At 67.6% G+C, this 19347-nt stretch carries 27 protein-coding genes and 2 tRNA genes; 20 read left to right on the plus strand and 9 right to left on the minus strand.

Annotation, left to right across the window (positions count from 1 at the left end):
- The first annotated feature begins 42 nt into the window (after positions 1-42).
- From ACWA14_RS03460 to ACWA14_RS03470, 3 genes are all read left to right on the plus strand, one after another.
- On the plus strand, positions 43-1278 hold the full coding sequence (locus ACWA14_RS03460) for a M23 family metallopeptidase (RefSeq protein ID WP_463796082.1): 1236 nt from the start codon (positions 43-45) through the stop codon (positions 1276-1278).
- A gap of 68 nt (positions 1279-1346) precedes the next feature.
- Positions 1347-1418: transfer RNA gene (locus tag ACWA14_RS03465), tRNA-Thr, on the plus strand.
- Between the two features lie 34 nt (positions 1419-1452).
- Positions 1453-1526: transfer RNA gene (locus tag ACWA14_RS03470), tRNA-Met, on the plus strand.
- Between the two features lie 75 nt (positions 1527-1601).
- Here ACWA14_RS03470 and ACWA14_RS03475 read toward each other — a convergent pair.
- The 6 genes from ACWA14_RS03475 to ACWA14_RS03500 form a co-directional block, all read right to left on the minus strand.
- A complete protein-coding gene (locus tag ACWA14_RS03475; protein WP_463796083.1) occupies positions 1602-1931 on the minus strand; it encodes a DUF7882 family protein in 330 nt (109 codons plus the stop codon).
- 52 nt (positions 1932-1983) lie between these two features.
- Positions 1984-2280 carry a hypothetical protein gene (locus ACWA14_RS03480; protein ID WP_463796084.1) on the minus strand — a complete coding sequence of 99 codons (297 nt, stop codon included), beginning with the start codon at positions 2278-2280 and terminating at the stop codon, positions 1984-1986.
- Positions 2281-2364: 84 nt separating this feature from the next.
- The gene (locus tag ACWA14_RS03485; protein WP_463796085.1) at positions 2365-2640 is read right to left on the minus strand and encodes a hypothetical protein; all 276 of its coding nucleotides are present in this window, start codon (positions 2638-2640) and stop codon (positions 2365-2367) included.
- Positions 2641-2693: 53 nt separating this feature from the next.
- The gene (locus ACWA14_RS03490; protein WP_463796086.1) at positions 2694-2975 is read right to left on the minus strand and encodes a hypothetical protein; all 282 of its coding nucleotides are present in this window, start codon (positions 2973-2975) and stop codon (positions 2694-2696) included.
- Between the two features lie 114 nt (positions 2976-3089).
- Complete coding sequence (locus ACWA14_RS03495; protein WP_463796087.1) at positions 3090-3518, minus strand: hypothetical protein; 429 nt, start codon at positions 3516-3518, stop codon at positions 3090-3092.
- 92 nt (positions 3519-3610) lie between these two features.
- Entirely contained in the window at positions 3611-5896 is a 2286-nt protein-coding gene (locus ACWA14_RS03500) for an Ig-like domain-containing protein (RefSeq protein WP_463796088.1), read from the minus strand.
- Between the two features lie 278 nt (positions 5897-6174).
- Between ACWA14_RS03500 and ACWA14_RS03505 the strand changes: the two genes are divergently transcribed.
- From ACWA14_RS03505 to ACWA14_RS03515, 3 genes are all read left to right on the plus strand, one after another.
- Entirely contained in the window at positions 6175-6378 is a 204-nt protein-coding gene (locus tag ACWA14_RS03505) for a hypothetical protein (RefSeq protein WP_463796089.1), read from the plus strand.
- Positions 6379-6393: 15 nt separating this feature from the next.
- Positions 6394-6564, plus strand: a complete 171-nt coding sequence (locus ACWA14_RS03510) for a CsbD family protein (RefSeq protein ID WP_463796090.1) — start codon at positions 6394-6396, stop codon at positions 6562-6564.
- Between the two features lie 90 nt (positions 6565-6654).
- Positions 6655-8172, plus strand: coding sequence for an MFS transporter (locus ACWA14_RS03515; protein WP_463796091.1), 1518 nt, complete (start codon positions 6655-6657; stop codon positions 8170-8172).
- A gap of 10 nt (positions 8173-8182) precedes the next feature.
- Here the strand turns inward: ACWA14_RS03515 and ACWA14_RS03520 are convergent, their stop codons facing one another.
- Positions 8183-8740 carry a MarR family winged helix-turn-helix transcriptional regulator gene (locus ACWA14_RS03520; protein ID WP_463796092.1) on the minus strand — a complete coding sequence of 186 codons (558 nt, stop codon included), beginning with the start codon at positions 8738-8740 and terminating at the stop codon, positions 8183-8185.
- On the minus strand, positions 8740-8979 hold the full coding sequence (locus ACWA14_RS03525) for a hypothetical protein (RefSeq protein WP_463796093.1): 240 nt from the start codon (positions 8977-8979) through the stop codon (positions 8740-8742). The genes ACWA14_RS03520 and ACWA14_RS03525 overlap by 1 nt, the downstream gene beginning before the upstream one ends.
- A 133-nt stretch (positions 8980-9112) precedes the next feature.
- Between ACWA14_RS03525 and ACWA14_RS03530 the strand changes: the two genes are divergently transcribed.
- The 7 genes from ACWA14_RS03530 to ACWA14_RS03560 all read left to right on the plus strand — a co-directional run bounded on the left by ACWA14_RS03530 (position 9113) and on the right by ACWA14_RS03560 (position 12557).
- A complete protein-coding gene (locus tag ACWA14_RS03530) occupies positions 9113-9556 on the plus strand; it encodes a MarR family winged helix-turn-helix transcriptional regulator (RefSeq protein WP_463796094.1) in 444 nt (147 codons plus the stop codon).
- A gap of 108 nt (positions 9557-9664) precedes the next feature.
- Positions 9665-10003 (plus strand): DUF7882 family protein, encoded by a 339-nt coding sequence (locus ACWA14_RS03535; RefSeq protein WP_463796095.1) that lies wholly within the window; start codon positions 9665-9667, stop codon positions 10001-10003.
- Positions 10004-10143: 140 nt separating this feature from the next.
- Positions 10144-10599: an Asp23/Gls24 family envelope stress response protein gene (locus ACWA14_RS03540; RefSeq protein ID WP_463796096.1), complete on the plus strand. Its 456-nt coding sequence runs from the start codon at positions 10144-10146 to the stop codon at positions 10597-10599.
- A 35-nt stretch (positions 10600-10634) separates the two neighbouring features.
- Positions 10635-10904, plus strand: a complete 270-nt coding sequence (locus tag ACWA14_RS03545) for a GlsB/YeaQ/YmgE family stress response membrane protein (RefSeq protein ID WP_463796097.1) — start codon at positions 10635-10637, stop codon at positions 10902-10904.
- A 188-nt stretch (positions 10905-11092) separates the two neighbouring features.
- A complete protein-coding gene (locus ACWA14_RS03550) occupies positions 11093-11593 on the plus strand; it encodes an RNA polymerase sigma factor (RefSeq protein WP_463797490.1) in 501 nt (166 codons plus the stop codon).
- Positions 11590-12210, plus strand: a complete 621-nt coding sequence (locus ACWA14_RS03555) for a hypothetical protein (protein WP_463796098.1) — start codon at positions 11590-11592, stop codon at positions 12208-12210. Before ACWA14_RS03550 ends, ACWA14_RS03555 begins: the two co-directional genes overlap by 4 nt.
- Positions 12192-12557: a hypothetical protein gene (locus ACWA14_RS03560; RefSeq protein WP_463796099.1), complete on the plus strand. Its 366-nt coding sequence runs from the start codon at positions 12192-12194 to the stop codon at positions 12555-12557. The genes ACWA14_RS03555 and ACWA14_RS03560 overlap by 19 nt, the downstream gene beginning before the upstream one ends.
- Positions 12558-12644: 87 nt before the next feature.
- Here ACWA14_RS03560 and ACWA14_RS03565 read toward each other — a convergent pair whose 3' ends face one another.
- Positions 12645-13499, minus strand: coding sequence for an SDR family oxidoreductase (locus ACWA14_RS03565; RefSeq protein ID WP_463796100.1), 855 nt, complete (start codon positions 13497-13499; stop codon positions 12645-12647).
- Between the two features lie 93 nt (positions 13500-13592).
- Between ACWA14_RS03565 and ACWA14_RS03570 the strand changes: the two genes are divergently transcribed.
- From ACWA14_RS03570 to rpsI, 7 genes are all read left to right on the plus strand, one after another.
- The gene (locus ACWA14_RS03570) at positions 13593-13985 is read left to right on the plus strand and encodes a winged helix-turn-helix transcriptional regulator (protein ID WP_463796101.1); all 393 of its coding nucleotides are present in this window, start codon (positions 13593-13595) and stop codon (positions 13983-13985) included.
- Between the two features lie 70 nt (positions 13986-14055).
- A complete protein-coding gene (locus ACWA14_RS03575) occupies positions 14056-15597 on the plus strand; it encodes an APC family permease (protein ID WP_463796102.1) in 1542 nt (513 codons plus the stop codon).
- Positions 15598-15626: 29 nt separating this feature from the next.
- Positions 15627-16475 carry a tRNA pseudouridine(38-40) synthase TruA gene (gene truA, locus ACWA14_RS03580; protein WP_463796103.1) on the plus strand — a complete coding sequence of 283 codons (849 nt, stop codon included), beginning with the start codon at positions 15627-15629 and terminating at the stop codon, positions 16473-16475.
- Between the two features lie 87 nt (positions 16476-16562).
- On the plus strand, positions 16563-17453 hold the full coding sequence (locus ACWA14_RS03585; RefSeq protein WP_463796104.1) for a hypothetical protein: 891 nt from the start codon (positions 16563-16565) through the stop codon (positions 17451-17453).
- Positions 17454-17497: 44 nt separating this feature from the next.
- Positions 17498-18166, plus strand: a complete 669-nt coding sequence (locus tag ACWA14_RS03590; protein WP_463796105.1) for an endonuclease/exonuclease/phosphatase family protein — start codon at positions 17498-17500, stop codon at positions 18164-18166.
- A 211-nt stretch (positions 18167-18377) separates the two neighbouring features.
- Entirely contained in the window at positions 18378-18824 is a 447-nt protein-coding gene (gene rplM / locus ACWA14_RS03595) for a 50S ribosomal protein L13 (RefSeq protein WP_029261158.1), read from the plus strand.
- A 27-nt stretch (positions 18825-18851) separates the two neighbouring features.
- On the plus strand, positions 18852-19337 hold the full coding sequence (gene rpsI, locus ACWA14_RS03600) for a 30S ribosomal protein S9 (protein ID WP_463796106.1): 486 nt from the start codon (positions 18852-18854) through the stop codon (positions 19335-19337).
- Positions 19338-19347: the final 10 nt, after the last annotated feature.

A 19347-nucleotide genomic window follows, 5' to 3' on the forward strand; every position in this document is an offset into this window, starting at 1 on the left:
CGATTCCCCCCGATTTTGACGCGCGACCCGAGAGAAAAACCTTTGCCCCTCGAAGAATCCCAGGCTGACGCTGCGCCCACGCGCCGTACCAGCCGACTCCGCACCGCAGCCTTCGTGGCTGCCGCGGCGGGAACGACGGCATCCGTCTCCGCAGAGCACGCCGCCTCACCCGCCGTCGCCGCACCCGCTGCCGCTCCTCTGTCCCGACGGGCAGTGCGCGAACGCATGACGCTCGACCTGTCCGCGACGTCGGCCGCTCCGGTCGACGAGGTCTCCCCGCCGTCGGCTCCCCGCATCCCCACCCCCGCCGAAGTGCTGTCCGAGAATGTCGAGACGCCGACGTCTCCGTTCCGGGCCGACGCCGCTTCCTTCGACTCCGCGACGACCGACACGGGAACCGACGCGTTCGAGCGGGCCTCCCGCGCCTTCCGCACCAGCACCGGCCCTGTGGGCACGGTGGGCGTGGCTGCGACCGCTGCCGCCTCCTCGGCGGCCGGCGACGGGCGCATCGACGTCTCTCACGTCGCCTCCCGTCGTCCTCGCGGATCGCGGAAGTTCCTCACCCTCGGCGCAACCGTCGGCGTGATGAGCCTCGCCGGTCTGCTCGCCGTCTCGATGACGCTGCCGGCCGAGGCCGTCGCCGCAGCCCAGGGCACCTCCGTCGCCGCGACCTCGCTCGTCGCCACGTCGGCTGACGAGAAGAGCACGGCGGCCGACGGTGAGATCCAGGCCTTCATCGCTCCGTCCGATGTGCAGAGCGAGACGCTCGCCCGCGGAGACGACTTCAGCACGATCTCTCTGGTCGAGGTCGCCGCCGAGCAGGGCATCAACTACTCCAACGAGATCTTCACGAACGACGCGGAAGCGGCGATCCAGTGGCCGTTCATGGTCGGCGTCGGAATGAGCTACGGCTACGGCATGCGCAGCGGTCGGCTCCACGAGGGCATCGACTTCGTGCCCGGTGACGGAGCTCCCATCCAGGCGATCGCCGACGGCACCGTCCGCATCGCCACGGAGCAGGGCGGCGCCTACGGCGTCACCGTGTACATCGACCACATCATCGACGGTCAGGTCATCACCAGCCACTACTCGCACATGCAGTACGGGTCCCTGCAGGTCAGTGCAGGCGACACGGTGAAGGTCGGAACCGTCGTCGGGAAGACCGGCAACACCGGGCGCTCCTACGGCGCCCACCTGCACTTCGAGCTCATCGTGAACGGCACGACCATCGACCCGCTGCCCTGGCTGCGGGAGAACGCAGGTCGGTACTCGTACTGATCGGCTCGATTTCCTGAGGACGCCACTGTGATGGTATTCTCGTACGGTTGCCCCGACAGGGGCAGCACGCCCCGATAGCTCAGTGGTAGAGCACTTCCATGGTAAGGAAGGGGTCGTCAGTTCAATCCTGACTCGGGGCTCGCAGCATTCTTCTCACGCGGACGGATGCCTCGCGGCAGGGTAGCTCAGCTGGTTAGAGCGCACGACTCATAATCGTGAGGTCGCGGGTTCAAGCCCCGCTCCTGCTACAGAATGAAACCCCGGCCCGCCGGGGTTTTTCTGCATCCACGCGCCGCCACGCGACCGGCGGCGGGCGCGCGGGGTCACGCACCGACGGCCGCGCCGTCGGACGCACTCTCTGCGGGCTCGTGCACGAGGTAGAGCCCGCCCGGCGAGTTCGAGGTGAAGGCGAGAGCATCCACCCACGCGCGATTGATCGCGGCATGCCGACTTCCGTCGAGCTTGAACACGAGCGAGCTCTCCGCGTGGAGCCACACGGTCGTACGACCGCCCCCGATGCTCATGTCCTCGCGCCAGGTGAAGCAGAACGGTTCGCCGCGCCGCAGCTTCGCCGTGATGACGAGTTGGAGGTGCATGAGCGCACGATCCTCCAGATCGACCTTGGGGCCGCCCTCGTAGATGAACGTGCCCATGGATGGCTGCTTTCGTCGGGGAGAGGGTGCGCGAGACGGCCGGGGAGGGACCTCAGAAGTCGTGGAGGAAGTCGACGAAGGGACTCGAGTCATCTCCGGTGTCGCGGGGGTCGTACGGCACCGTCGAACGCGAGATCACGACCGTGGTGTTCGAGGAGACGAGCACACTCACCGCCCGGTTGCCGACCTCCACAAGATCGACGAACGTGCCCGACGTGCGAGCGGCTTCCTGGAACCGCTCCTTGAGGGCGTCCAGATCCTGATCCTGAGCGAGGAAGACACTCACGCCGTTCACTTCGACGGCTGTCCTCACCATGGTCTGGTGTTCGCGCTCTCGCCATTCGCTCATACGGCGACACTAACCCCGGTCGCAGAACACGGCACAGGGCATTGCGCGACGCGGGGATGTGTGAGAGATCTGTCGCTGTTCAGCTCACAGATCGTAGAAGCCGCCGAACGGCTGCGCCTCGTCGCCCGTGTCGCGGGGATCGAACACCACGGTCGCGACCGAGATGGTGATCTGCGTGTGCGGGCCGACGAGCACGCTGACACTGCGATTGCCGACGACCACGAAGTCGACGAACGCGCCGCCGGCCTGCACGGCCGCTTCCATGCGACGCTTCACGTCGTCGACGTTCTGCTCCTGGGCGAGGAAGACACTCGACCCGTTGATCGCGATCTCGGTTCTGACCATCGTCTGCGAGTTCATCCCTCTGACACTACCGGCGACGGCGCACAGACGCACATGCGGGGGCGCCGCAGCTACTCGCCACCGCGCGACCAATCGATGTGCGTGTCATCGGAGAAGTCGAACGGGGGAGCGGGGGAGTACGCCACGTCGACCATGATCGTGACGCGGCTCGTCGCAGTGATCAGCGCGCTCATGAAGAGGTTTCCGGCGCTGAAGTGGACGAAGGCGCCTCCTCCGCGCGCAGCGTTCTCGACCCTCGTCATGAAGTCGATGAGGTCCTGTCCAGGGCTCAGCAGGTACTCGGTGCCGTCGATGGCGACACGGGTCCGTGTGACGGTTCGTGAGTCGCTCATCCGCCGACGGTACGCGCACATCTCCCGTGCGCGGAGGGGGTTGCGCGGAAGGCCGTCCGGTGCAGGTGGGCGAATCGCCTGTGCCGAGCGCGCGCAGATGCCTCCGCGGAGCCCTCAGCCGTTGCCGCCGAAGTCGTCGAGATAGACGAGGTAGCCGTTGGGGGAGATGTGCGCGGTCGTGTCGCGCAGCAGAAGCTCTTCCAGCTCTTCCACGGTCTTGCCGTTGCGCTTCGCCGCAGTCTCGATCCTGTCGCCCAGGGCATCGATCGCTTCCTGACCGTTCATGGCCTCGGGAAGCAGGGGGCTGAAGTCGGAGCTCATTCCGGGCACGTCATCGTCCTCGTCGTCGGTGTTCTGGGTGGGCGTGGAGGTCGGCGTCGCCGACGGCGAGGACGGCGACGGTGAGGGAGACGTCTCGGGGGCGCCGGTGACGAGCTGTGTCAGCCCGAACACGAGCGCCGCGACGACCAGGAGCCCGGCCCCGGCGAGGACGGCGATGCGGCCCCATCGGAGGCGGTCCCTGTCTTCGATCACGTCGTCCACCCTGTCATCCTCCTCACATGAGTGTGGGGCGGAAATCACTTCCGTGATTCCCGCCCCACACGATCAGAACATTCTCATGTCCGTTTCAGAGATCAGCTCTCCTGCAGCTGCTTCCGACGCTGACGCAGACCGAAGGCTGCGGCGCCTCCACCGATCACGAGGACCGATGCGGCCAGGGCCGTGAAGAGCATTCCGGAGAAGTCGCCACCCGTGGTCGCGAGATCGTCGTCACCCGTACCGGTACCGGTGCCGTCGTCTCCGCCGCCGCCGGTGGTCGCCGCGCTCACCGTGAAGGAGATCGGGCTGGTGGTGGAGGAGGTGACGTCGTTGATCGCCTGGTTGGCCGACACCGCGTAAGTGCCGTTGGCGAGCTCACTCGGCACGGCCAGCTCCCAGGCCCCGTCGGCGTCCACGGTCGTCGTGGCGAAGACCGTGGTGCCGTCGGCGTGGACGACCGCGACCGTCACGGTGGCGCCGGCGATACCGGTGCCGCTGATGGTCGGGGTGCTGTCCTCCGTGGTGGAGTCGGCCGCCGGAGCGACGATCACCGGGGCGGTGACCGGAGCGGTCACCGTGACCGAGTCGGTCTCGGGCACCGGAGCACCGTCGACCGTCTGCGAAGCGGTGATCACGGTGTTGCCGTAGGCGTTCGCCGTGGCGTTCGCCGTCCAGGCGCCGTCTCCGTCGACCGTGACGCTGTCGACGACCGTGCCGGCGATGGACAGGTCGACCGTCGCCTCCGGCGTCGCCGTTCCGGTCACCGCGACGTCGGAGCCGCCCGCGACCGTTGCGCCGTCAGCCGGCGTCTCGATCACGATGGGCTGCTCGGCGATACCGGGAACCGCAGCGCCCGTGATCGTGTAGTTTCCGAGGCTGCCGTAGTCGGTGTAGCCGTTCGCGTTCGCGGGGGTGGCCGTGGTGGGGTCTCCCGCGCCGACGCCGTCGACCCAGAGGTAGTACGTGCCCTTGGCGACCTCTGTGGTCACGGACGCGTTCAGGCCGGCGGCGACGTCTGCCGAGACCGCGCTCGATGCCGGGTCGTTCTCGACGAGAACATCGCCGGCGGCGTTGGTGAGGGTGAGCTTTGCGTCGAGGTTCGGCGCGATGTCCGCGACCTCGACCGTGGCGGTGAGCGGGCCACCGTTGGTCGTGACGCGGAACACGTCGACATCGGCAGCGTTCAGGATGACCCCGGCCCCGGCGAAGGTGCCGGCGGCGTTGTCGAGCGTGGACGCGTCGGCGATGGTGTTGCCGACCGTGTCGGAGGCAGCATCAGCACGGTCCGTGTAGGTGAACGAGAGCGTGAGAGCCGCGCCGGTTCCGTCGCAGACGTTGCCGTTGGGAACGTAGAACTCGTCACCCGGCTGGGGGTTGTTCGGGTCCGCCGGCGGGACGGCGCAGACCGAGCCGGTGTACGGGGTGCCGTCGGGAGTCGTGGCGCCGGTGAAGATCGCGCGAGCAGCGCCGCGATCGGTGATCGTCGCCAGGTCATCCTGGTCGTTGGTCGCGCCGGCGTAGCTGCCGTTCGACCACTGGCTCAGCGGCACGTCGTAGGTGGCGCCCATGATCGGGCCCCAGACGCCGGCCGTCGGGTAGTAGTACTCGCCGGTCGGGGAGTCGGCGATGCCGTCGTGCTCCAGACCGAAGTTGTGCGCCGCCTCGTGCGACGCCGTGTCAGCGACGCTCTTCGCCGACGCGGCGGCCGTGTTGCCGCCGCCGACGCCGTTGGTGAAGACCAGGGCGCCGGTGAGGAAGTCGGAGCCGGCGCCGCCGCCCCAGGCGAGGCCCGAGGTGTTGGCTGCAGCGGGGAGGACCTCGTCGTACGAGTCGGTGATGATGACGTGCGAGGCGTACTCGTTGTCGTCGGCCGACGTCTTGTAGAGCGCGGCGTCGCTGGGACGCGTCGTGGTGACGTTCACGTTGAAGGGCGCGAAGTCCTCGGCGACCGCGGCCCACACCTGGGCGCGGAAGCCTCCGTCGGCCGACGCGGCGGCCACGAAGTTCAGGGACGGGTTCTCGGCGAGGAGGTTCCAGTTGGTTCCCTCGAGCACCTCACCGTCGAAGTCCAGGTAGACGGTGACGGGGGCTCCCGGACGCGAGCCACCGGCGGGGTCGCCCGGGATGGCTGCACCCGACGGGGCAGCGCGGAGATTGCGCATCGAGATCGGTGCGCCATCCTGCGCGTCGTCGATGTGCAGGACGAAGCCGTTGTCGGAGACCGCGATGGACCCGGAGGCCTCGAGTCGCTTGACGTCCTCCACCGTGCTCGCGCTGTTCGCAGCGGCGAGCTCGTACTTGTCCACGCCGGCGTTGATGGTCGTCGCTTCGCTCGACGTGTCTTCGGCGGCGGCGGGAAGAACCGCACCACCCAAGGTCAACGCACAAGCGCCGACAGTCGCGGCCGCAGTGGTAAGCCACCGACGGTGTTGTGATCTCACGTTTAAATCCCCCGTATTGATGAATGGAATATATCGGCTCAAGCTAACAGTTCACAGCAAACAGACAGGGTTACATTCAGGCTATTCCCAGGTAAGGGTTCAGGTGCGACATGAGGGTTTGCTCGTCATCCCTGTTCCCACGACGGGGTCCGGACCGGTATGCCACGGTTTCCATTTATCTAGTTCGTCTAGTAATCTTTTTAGCGAAGGAGGAGGCGATGAGCGACATCACAGTGACGACACCTGCGGCCTTCGTCGCGCCACGGTCCGCGACGGCGAGGCCCGCGCCGACCGTGCGGGTCGAGCTCTCACCGCTCCCGGCGCGTCACGCGGTCGGGCTCGACTCGGGCCTGGAGCGTTTCGGTGTGCGCCGGCGCCTCCGGAGTCTGCTCCGCATCCCCTTCCTCTTCGACCACCGCTAGAGAAAGGAGCCCCCCATGGGACTCGATGACAAGATCAAGAACGCCGCAGAGGACGTCGCCGGCAAGGCGAAGGAGACTGCTGGCAAGGTGACCGGTAACGAGAGGCTCGAGGCCGAGGGCAAGGCCGACCAGGCCAAGGCCGACGTCAAGAAGGCCGGCGAGAACGTCAAGGACGCCTTCAAGTAAAGAGCCGAACAGCAGAACCTTCGGGGAGGCGGGAGAATCACCGCCTCCCCGAAGTCTGTCCCGGCACGGTCGCAGTCACAGGAGAAGCAGATGTCCGACCCCCTTCGCAACGAGTCCTTCTGGCGCCGGATCGTGCAGCGCGTGCTGCCGTCTCGGCACGAGCCCCGCCGTCTCACGGTCGACGACGTGACCGTCGTGGACCGGCCGATGCTCCGTCGTGCCGTCGCCGGCACCGTGGTCGGCAACCTGATGGAGTGGTACGACATCGGTATCTACGGCTATCTCGCCGTGATCATCGGACGCGCATTCCTCCCGGACGCCTCCGCGGGCGCGCAGGCGCTGTTCTCGCTCGGGGTCTTCGCCGTGACCTTCATCGCGCGACCCCTCGGCGGCGTCGTTCTCGGACAGCTCGGCGATCGGATGGGCCGCCAGCGCGTGCTGGCCTTCACGCTGATCATGATGGCGGCCGCGACCTTCCTGATCGGCATCCTGCCCGACTTCTCGGTGATCGGTTTCTGGGCCCCCATCCTGCTCATCGTGCTCAAGCTCGTGCAGGGATTCTCGACCGGCGGAGAGTACGCCGGTGCGACCACCTTCATCACCGAGTACGCCCCGGACAGGCGCCGCGGCTTCTACGCCTCGTTGCTCGACCTCGGGTCCTACATGGGATTCGCCGTGGGTGCGGCCTTCGTCTCGATCCTGCAGTTGACCCTCTCGGCCGAGGTCATGCAGGGCTTCGCCTGGCGCATCCCGTTCCTCGTCGCCCTTCCGCTCGGCCTGATCGCGATCTACTTCCGCCTCAAGATCGAGGACACCCCGGCGTTCCAGGAGGCGCAGGCGACGGCTCAGCGCGCCGCCGATGACGCCCAGCAGGCGGTCGATGCACCGAAGGGTGTCATCGCCCTCGTCCGTGCCTACTGGCGCGAACTGCTCACGGCGTTCGTCCTGGTGGCGGCGGCCAACACGGTCGGCTATGCGCTCACGTCGTACATGCCGACCTACCTCACCGGAACCCTGGGGTACGACGAGGTGCACGGAACGCTTCTCACACTGCCGGTCCTCGTCGTCATGGCGCTGTGCATTCCGCTCGCGGGCAGGCTCTCCGATCGCATCGGTCGCCGCCGGGTCCTGTTCATCGGGTCGATCTCGGCGATCGTGCTGGCGGTCCCGGCGTTCCTGTTCATGATGCACGGGGAGATCTGGTCGACGCTGCTCGGGCTGATGCTGCTCGCGTTCCCGGTGACGTTCTACGTCGCCAATCTCGCCTCATCGCTTCCCGCGCTCTTCCCGACCTCGTCGCGCTACGGCGGGATGGGCATCTCCTACAACCTGGCGGTGGCGCTGTTCGCCGGTACGGCCCCGTTCGTGATGGAGGCGCTCGTGCAACTCACCGGATCGGCGCTCACGCCGGCGTTCTACGTGATCGGCACGTCGATCGCGGGAGTGATCGCGACCGTCGTGCTCAAGGAATCCGCCCGCCGCCCGCTGCCCGGAGCGATGCCGAGCGTGCAGACGCCGGAGGAGGCGGTGGAGCTGGTGGAGGGACAGGACGAGAACCCGGACCTCGACCTCGACGAGCTCTTCCCCGAGCGCACCGAGAACGCCTGATCGGCGCGGTTCAGTCGCGCGCGCCGTCGGACTCCTCGTGCGAGCGGATGACCTCGCGCAACTCCTGATCGAGGTCGGAGGCCTCCTCGATCGCCGAGGTCATGCCGGCGAGGAAGTGGGTGACGATGGCCCGCTCCTGGTCGGACAGCTCATCGACGAGCGCGAGCATGCGTCGATGCATCGCGCCGAGCGTCGACTTCACCTCTTCGTCGCTGCTGACCGTCGGCACGACGACGCCGGCGCGGCGATCGGTGGGGTGTGCTTCGCGGCGGACGTGGCCGCCCCGTTCCAGTCGGTCGATGAGCGTCGTCGTGGAGGCGGTCGAGATGTTCAGGGTGCGGGCGATGTCGATCGGTCGCACGATCCGTTCCGCCTTCTGCTCGCGCAGCAGGAAGCGCAGCGCCAGCAGGTCGGTCTCGTTCATGCCCATGGAGGCGCGCGTGCGTGCCCGCATCGCGGTCTCGGCGCCGCGGTAGCGACGGAGCATGTTCAGCACATCGACCGTGCTGGCCCTCTCGCCGTCGGGGTACCAGTATCCCGATCGGGAGAACTCTTCCGGCTTCTGCATCACGCCACCTCTCCGTCCTCCTGCGCGAGGCACTGCTCGCGCAGGAGCATCTCACTCGAGCCCTCTTCGACCTCCGCGGGGACGATGCGCAGCACCCCGCCCGTGATGGCGTCGTTCTCGGCACTGATGATCTGCTCGAGACGACGCAGCGGAACCTCGGGGTAGCGCTCGTGGAGACGGGCCAGCATGTCGGTGTACAGGACGTACCCGGCGTCCTGAAGGGTGAGTGGCTCAGCCATGGCGTCCTTTCGCGACCGCGGACCTTCCTCTATCTTCGCATTCCCGCCTCCGGTCGAGGCGCCGGTTTTTCGCTAGCCCATCTGGTTACTTGGCGGTCGAGTAGCATGGAGGGGAGAGAGGGTGGTGGCCGGCATGCTGAATGACACGAAGACCTCGCCCGCGGATCTCGTCAGGGGTGTCGAGGAGCTGCGGCGAGCGGAGGCGCAGCTGTCACGACGTCTCGCGGCGATGCGCGTTCCGAACGACACCGACCGTGCGGCGATGCGCTTCATCGCATCGGCCCCGGCGGATGCTCCTGTCACCCCCGGCGGCCTTGCAAGCCACCTCGCCGTGAGCACGGCGGCCATCACGAGCCTGATCCGCCGGCTGCAGGAGCGCGGACAGATCGTGGTCGCCCCGCATCCCGAGGATGCGCGGTCCAAGGTGTTGCGTCCCTCACTGCGCGATCTGCATTCGCCGACCGATGATCTCGCGCGCCGCGTCGAGGGGCTGGCCGACGAGTTCAGTGCCGAGCACCTGGAGGCCGTGACGCGCTTCCTGCGCCGGTTGTCCGAAGAGATCGCCGACCTTCCGTAATCGTCGGCCCTGCGCACGCGTCGGGCGCGGCGCCGTTTTCCACGATTCCCATTTAGCTAGTTAAACTAGTAATCTAGTTTTACAAGGGAAATCTGCAGGGAGTGGATCATGGGACAGCTCACGTACGCCAACAGCACCGCACCGATCGAGATCGACGATGACGTGCTCGCGCATCTCCGCACGGTCACCATCACCAAGCTCCGTCGCGGCGAGTCCTTCGCGCTCACGATTCCGACGGCGGGGAAGGCCCGGGCCACTCTCTGGATCCATTCCGCCATCCCGATCCAGTTCGCCGTGGAGGAGGGCGTGGACCTGCAACGCCCGCTGCTGGCGTCGATGATGGAGGCGGCGAACACCTCCGGCGGGATCGACCTCGCCGATCGCCGCCTGCGGCCGGACGCTCCTCGTCTCGACGAGACCCGCCACATGCATGCGGTGAGTGCCTGACGAGGACGGGCTCCCGCGGGTGCGGAAGTGGATTTCCACTGTTTTGTGACGTTTCGCCCGGTGTCACCGTCTTAGTAGTGTCGCGAACGTGCGACCCGCATCCCGAGGTGGAGGCGGACACACCGACGAAGGAGCTCACCATGGCAAACCCGACCGATGTCACCCCGGTTCAGGTCTCTGCAGGACAGTCGCGCAAGACCGCTGTCGGGACGACGATCATCGAGGACGGCGTCATCGCGAAGATCGCCGGGATCGCCGCCCGCGAGGTGAGCGGCGTGCACGCTCTCGGCGGAGGCGCCGCGCGCATGGTCGGTGCGATCCGCGACGCCCTCAACACCACGGACCTGACGCAGGGGATCCGCGTCGAGGTCGGCGAGACGCAGATCGCGGTCGACGTGACGATCGTCGCGGAGTACCCGGTCTCGCTGCAGAAGGTCGCCGATGACGTGCGCGAGTCGGTCGACCGCGCCCTGGTCGAGCTGGTCGGCAAGGAGGTCGTCGAGATCAACGTGACGATCAACGACGTGCACATCCCGGGCGACGACGACACCGACGACGAGGTCGTCGAGGTCGTTGCCGACACCCGCGTCAGCTGATCCCGTTCCCCTCCCACTCTCGACAGGACACTGCTATGAGTTTTCTCGCCTTTCTCCTCCTCGGCCTGATCGCCGGCGCGATCGCCAAGGCCCTCCTTCCCGGCAAGCAGGGCGGCGGCTGGCTGATCACCCTGCTCCTCGGCGTCGTCGGAGCCATGCTCGGCGGTTGGCTGGGCGGACTGCTCTTCAACGTGCGGGTCGACGAGTTCTTCTCGATCTCGTCGTGGCTCCTCGCCATCGGCGGCTCGCTCATCGTGCTGCTCATCTACGGCGTGATCCGTGGACGCGGCTCGAAGAAGGCGTGAGGACCCGCTGAGGCGGACGATGTGGATGCACCGCAGGATGGCGTGCCGCCCCTCCGGGGACGCCGCGCCATCCGGTGGCTCATCCGCTCCGAATCTCCTGGGGGGACGAGTGAGGGAGTGGGGAAGTGACTGAACGGTTTCAGAGCGTCCTGGAACAGGCGGACGATCGGATCGTCGCGGGGCGCGCCATGGACGGCGACGTCGCCGCGTTCGCGGTCCTCGTCCGCCGGTACACGCCGATGATGCGGGCCTACACCCGGCGGATGCTCAACGCGACGTCCGATGTCGACGACATCGTGCAGGAGGCGTTCATCACCGCGTGGCAGCGATTCAGCGAACTCGACGACCCGTCCAAGGTGAAGAGCTGGTTGATGAGGATCGTCAGCCGCAAGGCCGTCGATCGCATCCGCGCTCTCCGCCCGGTGCTCGACATCGACGACATGGAGCGCCCCGCTCCGCTGAACACCTCGCCCGCGCAGGTCGTCGAGGCACGCGCGGGAGTCGCCGCTCTCGGTGCGGCGCTGCAGGAGCTCCCGAACGCGCAGCGCGAGTGCTGGGTGCTGCGGGAGATGGGCGGCTATTCCTATGACGAGATCGCTGACGAGCTCGGCATCTCCGCAAGCACCGCACGCGGCCTGCTGGCCCGTGCGCGAAAATACATGATCGTACGGATGGAGGAGTGGCGATGACTGATGACCACGAAATCCCCGAGCTGCGCCGGCTGAGTCTGGAACCGACCGACCTCGACGGCCACACACTCGAAGAGCTCACCGACTATCTGGAATCCGGTCGGCAACCGCTCGACCCCTCGATCGAGCAGTCGCCGGGATGCCAGCTGGCCCTCGATGCGCTCGAACGGCTCGGGGGACTGGGCGGGCAGCTGATCGATGCGGATGCCGCGGAATCTCCCGAGGTCGACGCGAGCTGGGTCGAGCGCATCCTGGACGGTATCGCGCTGGACGCCCGCGCCGGCCGACGGATCCCGTTCGCCTCCGAGACGCCCGACATCGATCTCGGGATCACCGAGGGTGCCGTGCGTGGCCTGATCCGGTCGGCGGAGAACGCGGTGCCCGGGTTGCTGGTGGGCCGATGCCGTCTCGACGGCGACGTGACCGTTCCCGGAACCCCGATCGGCATCCACATCGACGCGAGTGCGTTGTACGGCGAGTCGATCGTGAAGCTCGCCGATCATCTGCGCACCGAGGTCGACACGCGCCTGCAGGCGCACACCGAGTTGAACATCGTCACGATCGACATCGTGATCCGAGACATCCAGGAGGTGTCGTCATGGACGGAGCAGAACTGATGGCGACGGAGCCGGGGGAGGCGCTCGCCGCCGAGATCGAGGCCACCGTGCGGGCGACGCCGGGCGTGCGCTCGGTCTACCGGGCCGGATCCCTGGTCTCGAACGCGATCGGCGCCGGCGCGGTCGCGCTCGGGGTGCGGAGCGACGACGAGCCGCTCATCGCCGTCGCGCGCGGTGATCGAGGGGTGGCCGTGACGGCGGCCATCGGTATCGACTTCACGGCGAGCGCCGCCGACACCCTGCGCAAGACGCATGCGGCGATCGATGAGCTCCTCGCCGCTCGGGGCGTGCCGCGGGAGAGCATCACGCTCACCGTGGTCTATGTGCAATCGCGCGAGGCTTCGTGACCTCGCGCTGATGAAGGCGCAGAAGGTGCCGTCCTCCGCGGGAGGAGGACGGCACCTTCTGTCTTGTCTGCCGCGATCGCGGTCGGCTCAGGAAACCGCGCGCAGGCCGTCGATGAGCGGCGTGGTCGGGCGACCGATGAGGCGTGAGAGTGTTCCGTCGGTGTCGGCGAGAGCGCCCTCGCGGATGCCGGCGTCGAGGGCGACGACGAACCCGGCGGTCCCGGCATCGAGACCGGCGGTCTCGAGCGCCGCCCGCTGCTCCTCGGCGGAGAGCGGCTGATACGCCACGGGCCGTCCGGTGACCTCGGTCATGGCGGCGACGAGGTCGCTGTAGTTCCAGGCCACGTCTCCGCCGAGTTCGTACGCCTCGCCGACGTGTCCGTCCTCGAGCAGGACGACGGCAGCGGCCTCCGCGAAGTCCTCCCGGCTGGCCGAGGCGACGCGGCCCTCACCGACACCGGCCGCGAGCGTGCCGGTCTGCGCGGCGCGCGCCAGGTCGGCGGCGTAGTTCTCGGTGTACCAGTTGTTGCGCAGGATCACCGCGGGGAGGCCGGACGCGGCGATGAGCTCTTCCGTCGCCTTGTGCTCCGGCGCCAGTACGAGGGCGCTGGTGGGGGCCTTCGGCGCGCTGGTGTACACGAGCTTCGTGACGCCGGCGGCCGCCGCCGCCTCGATCACCGCGGCGTGCTGCGGGACGCGGCGACCGACCTCCGAGCCGGAGACCAGCATCACGGTATCGACGCCGTCGAGGGCGGCGGGGAGCGTCTCGGGGCGGTCGTAGTCGACGACCGCGATCCTCACGCCTCGGTCGTGCAGCTCGGTGGCCTTGGCGATGTCGCGAACTCCGGCCACGATCGACTGCGGAGACGTGCCGCGCTCGAGCAGGCTGTCGATGATGAGGCGACCGAGGTGTCCGGTGGCGCCGGTGACGAGGATGGTCATGAGGGTCCTTTCGTAGGTGACCTCATCGGCAACCGTGCGGAGGCGGAGAAGCATTCCACGTGGTGGGTACCCACTTTGACGTAAGGTACCTACATGACGGTGAGTTTTGCGCAGATCAAGGCCTCCTCTCCTCTGGTCTTCGAGCAGGGATGCGGCACCCGGGTGGTGCTCGACCACATCATGAGCAAGTGGGGCGTGCTGGTCCTGTCCGCTCTGTCCGACGGCACGCGCCGCTGGGGAGTGCTGCGTCGGGAGGTCGACGGCATCAGCGAGAAGATGCTGGCGTCGACCCTGCGCACCCTCGCCGACGACGGACTCGTGCACCGGGAGTCGTTCCCCACGGTGCCCCCGCACGTCGAGTACAGCCTCACGCCGCTGGGACGCGATCTGATGGAGCGGATGCTGCCCCTGATGGAGTGGGTCGCCGACCATGCCGATGGGATGCTCGGACGCGACCGATCTGCGGATTCCGTCGCCTCGGATTGATCCAGGAACGGAATCGGTTGTTCGAAGAAAACGATTGACTCGATACCGTAGTAGCCCTACTGTTCTGAACATGTCAGCTACCACGCCCATCCGCCTGGAACGTCCCGACGGCAAAGGCCTGGCGACCGGCACACTCGGACTCTGGGGATCGACCGTCATCGGTCTGGCGTCCACCGCTCCGGTGTACTCGCTGGTCGCGACGCTCGGTTTCGTCGTTCTCGCCGTCGGCGCGCAGGCGCCCATCGCGTTCATCATCGCCTTCATCCCGATGCTGCTCATCGCCTTCGCCTATCGCGAGCTGAACAACGCCGTGCCCGACTGCGGCACGACGTTCACCTGGGGGACCAAGGCCTTCGGGCCGTGGGTGGGCTGGATGGGCGGCTGGGGTGTCGCCGTGGCCGGCATGGTCGTGCTGGCGAACCTCGCCCAGATCGCCTCGGTCTACTTCTGGTCCCTGATCGGCTTCGACCTGGAGAACAACGACTGGCGCATCATCCTCGTCGCGGTGTTCTTCATCGCCTCGATGACCTGGGTGAGCTGGCGCGGTGTCGAGATCGGGGAGCGGATCCAGAACATCCTGCTCGGCATCCAGTACCTCGCACTCGCGATCTTCGTGGTGGCGGCGATCTGGCAGTTCACCACCGGTGACGCGCCGAACCCGACTCCCTTCGACTGGGAGTGGATGAACCCCTTCGCGTTCACCGACTACTCGGGCTTCATCGAGGCGATCCTGCTCGCGCTCTTCATCTACTGGGGCTGGGACACCTGTCTCGCCCTGAACGAGGAGACCAAGGATCCGAAGCGCATCCCCGGCCGCGCGGCACTGCTGACCACCGTGATCCTCCTGTTCACGTACGTCGCCGTCACGATCGCCGCCATGATGTACGCCGGCCTGGGTGAGACCGGGACGGGACTGGGCAACGAGGCCAACGCCGACGACTTCTTCCTGGCGATCAAGGACGGGCTGCTCGGACCGTTCGGCTGGGTCCTCGTGGTCGCGGTCATCATCTCGGCCATCTCCTCGACGCAGACGACGATCCTCCCGACCGCGCGCGGCACGCTCGCGATGGGGGTGTACCGGGCGCTCCCCGCGAAGTTCAAGGACGTGCACCCGACGTACAAGACGCCGTCGTTCTCGACGATCGTGATGGGCGTCGTGGCCTCCCTCTACTACGTGGGCATGACGCTGATCAGCGACAACATCCTGCAGGACTCGATCCTGTCGCTCGGGTTGGCGATCGCGTTCTACTACGCGATCACCGGCTTCGCCTGCGTCTGGTTCTTCCGGGCCGACATCTTCCGCTCGGCGCGGGACTTCTTCTTCAAGGGGCTGTTCCCGTTGCTCGGCGCCCTCATGCTGACGTACGCGTTCGTGCAGTCGGCGATCGACATGTGGGACGTGGACTACGGCTACACCGTGCTGTTCGGCATCGGGGGCACGTTCGTGATCGGCATCGGCTCGCTCGCATTCGGACTCGTGCTGATGTTCGTCTGGTACGCGTTCCCGCGGAGCAAGCGCTTCTTCCGCGGCGAGAGCCTGAACCGCGACACCCAGGTCATGGTGCCGGACGAGCCGAGTGTCACGATCCGCTCGATCGACGGAGGAATCTGACCCGGATGGTCGCGACCTAGACTTGTGCCGTGCGCATCCGGCTCGACATCGCCTACGACGGTACCCATTTCCGCGGATGGGCCGTCCAGCCCACATTGCGGACGGTGCAGGGCACCCTGGAGGCGGCTCTCGGTCGCATCGTCGGGTCCGACGTGCGGCTGGTGGTGGCCGGGCGCACGGATGCGGGCGTGCACGCGAGCGGTCAGGTCGCGCACGTCGATCTCGACGACGTGCAGTGGGCGCGCATCGAGGCACGCCGGAGCCGCGCGCCGCAGGATCCTGCGGCGACACTCGCCGGCCGCCTGCGCGGTGTGCTCGGCACGTACTCCGACGTCACGGTCACCCGCTCGTCGATCGCCCCGGACGGGTTCGATGCGCGTTTCTCCGCGGTCTGGCGACGGTATCGCTACCGCGTGGCCGACCAGGGGGCGGGCTTCGACCCGCTCCGCCGGTTCGACACCACGGTCGTGCGGGGCGCGCTCGACGTCGAGGCGATGGATGCCGCTGCCCGGACCCTCATCGGTCTCCACGACTTCGCGGCGTACTGCAAGCCGCGCGAGATGGCCACGACCATCCGGACACTCCTCGACTACCGCTGGGAGCGCGATGAGAAGGGCGTCCTGGTCGCCGAGGTCAAGGCCGACGCGTTCTGCCACAGCATGGTGCGCGCGCTCGTCGGAGCATGCGTGGAGGTGGGGAACGCGCGCCTGGACGTCGGCGACGTCGCGGCGCTGCGGGATGCGCGGGTGCGCACGAGCGAGTTCCGGGTGATGGCGGCACGCGGACTGATGCTCACGGAGGTCGGCTACCCGGCCGATGACCTGCTCGCCGTCCGCGCCGAGCAGACCCGCGCTCGCCGCGACGCCACGCACGAGTAGCCCGCCCTCCGCTGACGGGTGCGCCGCGGAGCCGCGCGTATGCTGACCCTCAGCGACCGCCTTCACCGACGAACGGGGGACTGCGAGATGGAACCACCGGCAGAGAACAGCAACGCCTTCGCGACGGCCCTCCGAGAAGCGATCGCCGAGCGGGGCCTCACCCTTTCCCGCGTGCAGTCGTTGCTGGCGTCGGACGGCAATCCCGTGTCGATCGCGACGCTGAGCTACTGGCGGTCGGGGGCGCGTCGACCGGAGGGCGCCCTCTCGATGAGCGTCGTCGAGGGACTGGAGGATCGGCTGGGGCTCGCGTCCGGGCATCTCACCCGCCTCCTCGGGCCTTCCACGCGTCTCGGCCCCGTCGCCCCGGCCCGGCTCCCCTTCGAGGGGGAGCAGGAGCAGCGGGAGCTGGCCGAGACGATCGCCGCATTGCGATCCGCGCCTCAGGACTCTCTGCGCGACCTCTCCACCCACATGACGGCGCAGGTCGGCCGTGACGGGGCCGTCGAACGGGTCGTCACCCGTGCGCTGGTCCAGGCGACGCGGGGAACCATCGTCGAACTGCCGCTGATCGATGTCGCCCCGGAGGAGACGGACGTCGTCCCCGTGATCTCCGACGTCGTCGGGGGTCGTGTCGATCGCGAGTACCTGCACCCGGGGCGGATGCTCTCCGGAGCGGTGATCGTGCTCGACGAACCGATCGCGACCGGCGAGACCACCATCATCGAGTACGCCGAGACCTTTCCGCCCGGATGCCCTCCGCGACGCTCCGTGTGGCATGCCACCTCGCGTGCCGCACGCGAGACCCTGATCTGGGTGCGGTTCCCGCCGGACGCGCTCCCTGGTTGGTGCGAGGAGTACGTCGAGAGCGACGCGGGCGACACCGTGATGCGCCGCACGGTCAGAGGTGGAGCGGTGCATGCGTCGCGCCACCGGTTCGGACCGGGCGTCCTGGGGATCCGTTGGGGCGATGGTCGGTGAGGCGAAGCCGGTCCACAGGTCGGGCGAGTAGCGTGGGATCAGTCATGAAGGTCATCTCCTACAACCTGCGCAAGCACCGTGCGGCGACCGAACTCGTCGCGCTCGTGGCCCAGCACGATCCCGACATCCTGTGTCTGCAGGAGTGCGATGTGCAGGGGCTTCCCGAGCGCATCGGCGAGCTCGCGCTCGCCGATGCCACGCAGGGCAACCGGCTCGGTCTGGCTCTGTACTACCGGACCAACACGTACCAGCTGCAGCAGATCCGAGCCATCGAGCTCAAGAAATCCCTGCACGACAGGATGCTCAAGCCGGCGCACGAGCGTGTGCTCGGTGCCCGCCTGCGCGACATCGACGACGGTCGGGAGATCGTGGTGGCATCGTTCCACGCGGCGCCCCTGACGGCCCTCAACTCGCTGCGTCGCCACCAGATCAGGGCCGCGTTGACCGCCCTCGCCGCGCTGGGGGAGGGCCTGCCGCAGTTGATGGTCGGCGACTACAACTACCCCGTGTTCAAGGAGAACCTCGGGCAGGCGGTCCGCGACCACGGCTACGCGCTCACGCTCAGCGACGATCACACCTACACCCGCTACCGCGTGTTCCGCGGGCACTACGACTTCGCGACCTCGGTGGGGTTCCGCGTCGACGGCGTCACGACGCTCCCGCAGGCATCGAGCGATCACCGCCCGATCCTCGTGACCGCCCAGCCGGACTGACTCCGCGCCAGGAGGGGGCCGGCGGGTGCGTCCGCATTTGGGGGAATCGCTCCCTGTGGCGTATGCTGTCTCTTTGGTGCCGTTCCCGTTCGCGGGTCCCGGTCATCGTCCGAACGTGAGCCCTCCACTGGCGTGTTCCTCCCTCCGGGAAGAACCACCCCGGAGTGGGATTCACGAACTTCTCCGTTCGACACAAGAAAGCAGCACTATCGTGACGCGCACTTATACCCCGAAGGCTGGCGAAGTCCAGCGCGATTGGGTCGTCATCGACGCCACCGACGTCGTTCTCGGCCGCCTGGCTTCGCACGCCGCTACGCTCCTGCGTGGCAAGCACAAGCCGACCTTCGCCAACCACATCGACTCGGGTGACTTCGTCATCATCGTGAACGCCGACAAGGTCGCGCTCACCGGTCAGAAGCTCCAGAAGAAGCTGGCCTACCGCCACTCGGGCTACCCGGGCGGCCTGAAGTCGGTCACCTACGCCGAGCTTCTCGAGAAGAACCCGGTCCGCGCTGTGGAGAAGGCCATCCGTGGCATGCTCCCCAAGAACAGCCTGGGCCGTCAGCAGCTGACGAAGCTCAAGGTCTACGTCGGTGCCGAGCACCCGCACGCGGCTCAGCAGCCGCAGACGTACACCCTCGACCAGGTCGCCCAGTAAGCGCCGTAAAGACTTAAGGACATACTCGTGGCTGACATCCAGGACACCACCGAAACCCCCCAGAGCTTCTCGACCTCGACCCCCGAGACCGATGCAGTCGAGGCGGCTCCCCGCCCCGTGCTGAACGTCCCGGGTGCCGCGGTCGGCCGTCGTAAGCAGGCCATCGCCCGCGTGCGTCTGGTCCCCGGCTCCGGCACGATCACGGTCAACGGCCGGACGATCGAGGACTACTTCCCGAACAAGCTGCACCAGCAGCTGATCAACGACCCGTTCACCATCCTGAACCTCGCCGGCGGCTACGACGTCATCGCGCGCATCTCCGGTGGTGGCCCCTCGGGTCAGGCCGGCGCCCTGCGTCTCGGCATCGCTCGTTCGCTGAACGGGATCGATGAGGAGAACAACCGCGCGGCGCTGAAGAAGGCCGGCTTCCTCTCCCGCGACGCTCGCGTCAAGGAGCGCAAGAAGGCTGGACTCAAGAAGGCCCGCAAGGCGCCTCAGTACTCGAAGCGTTAAGGTCCACTGC

It is taken from the genome of Microbacterium sp. TW_SC_2 (assembly GCF_055361165.1).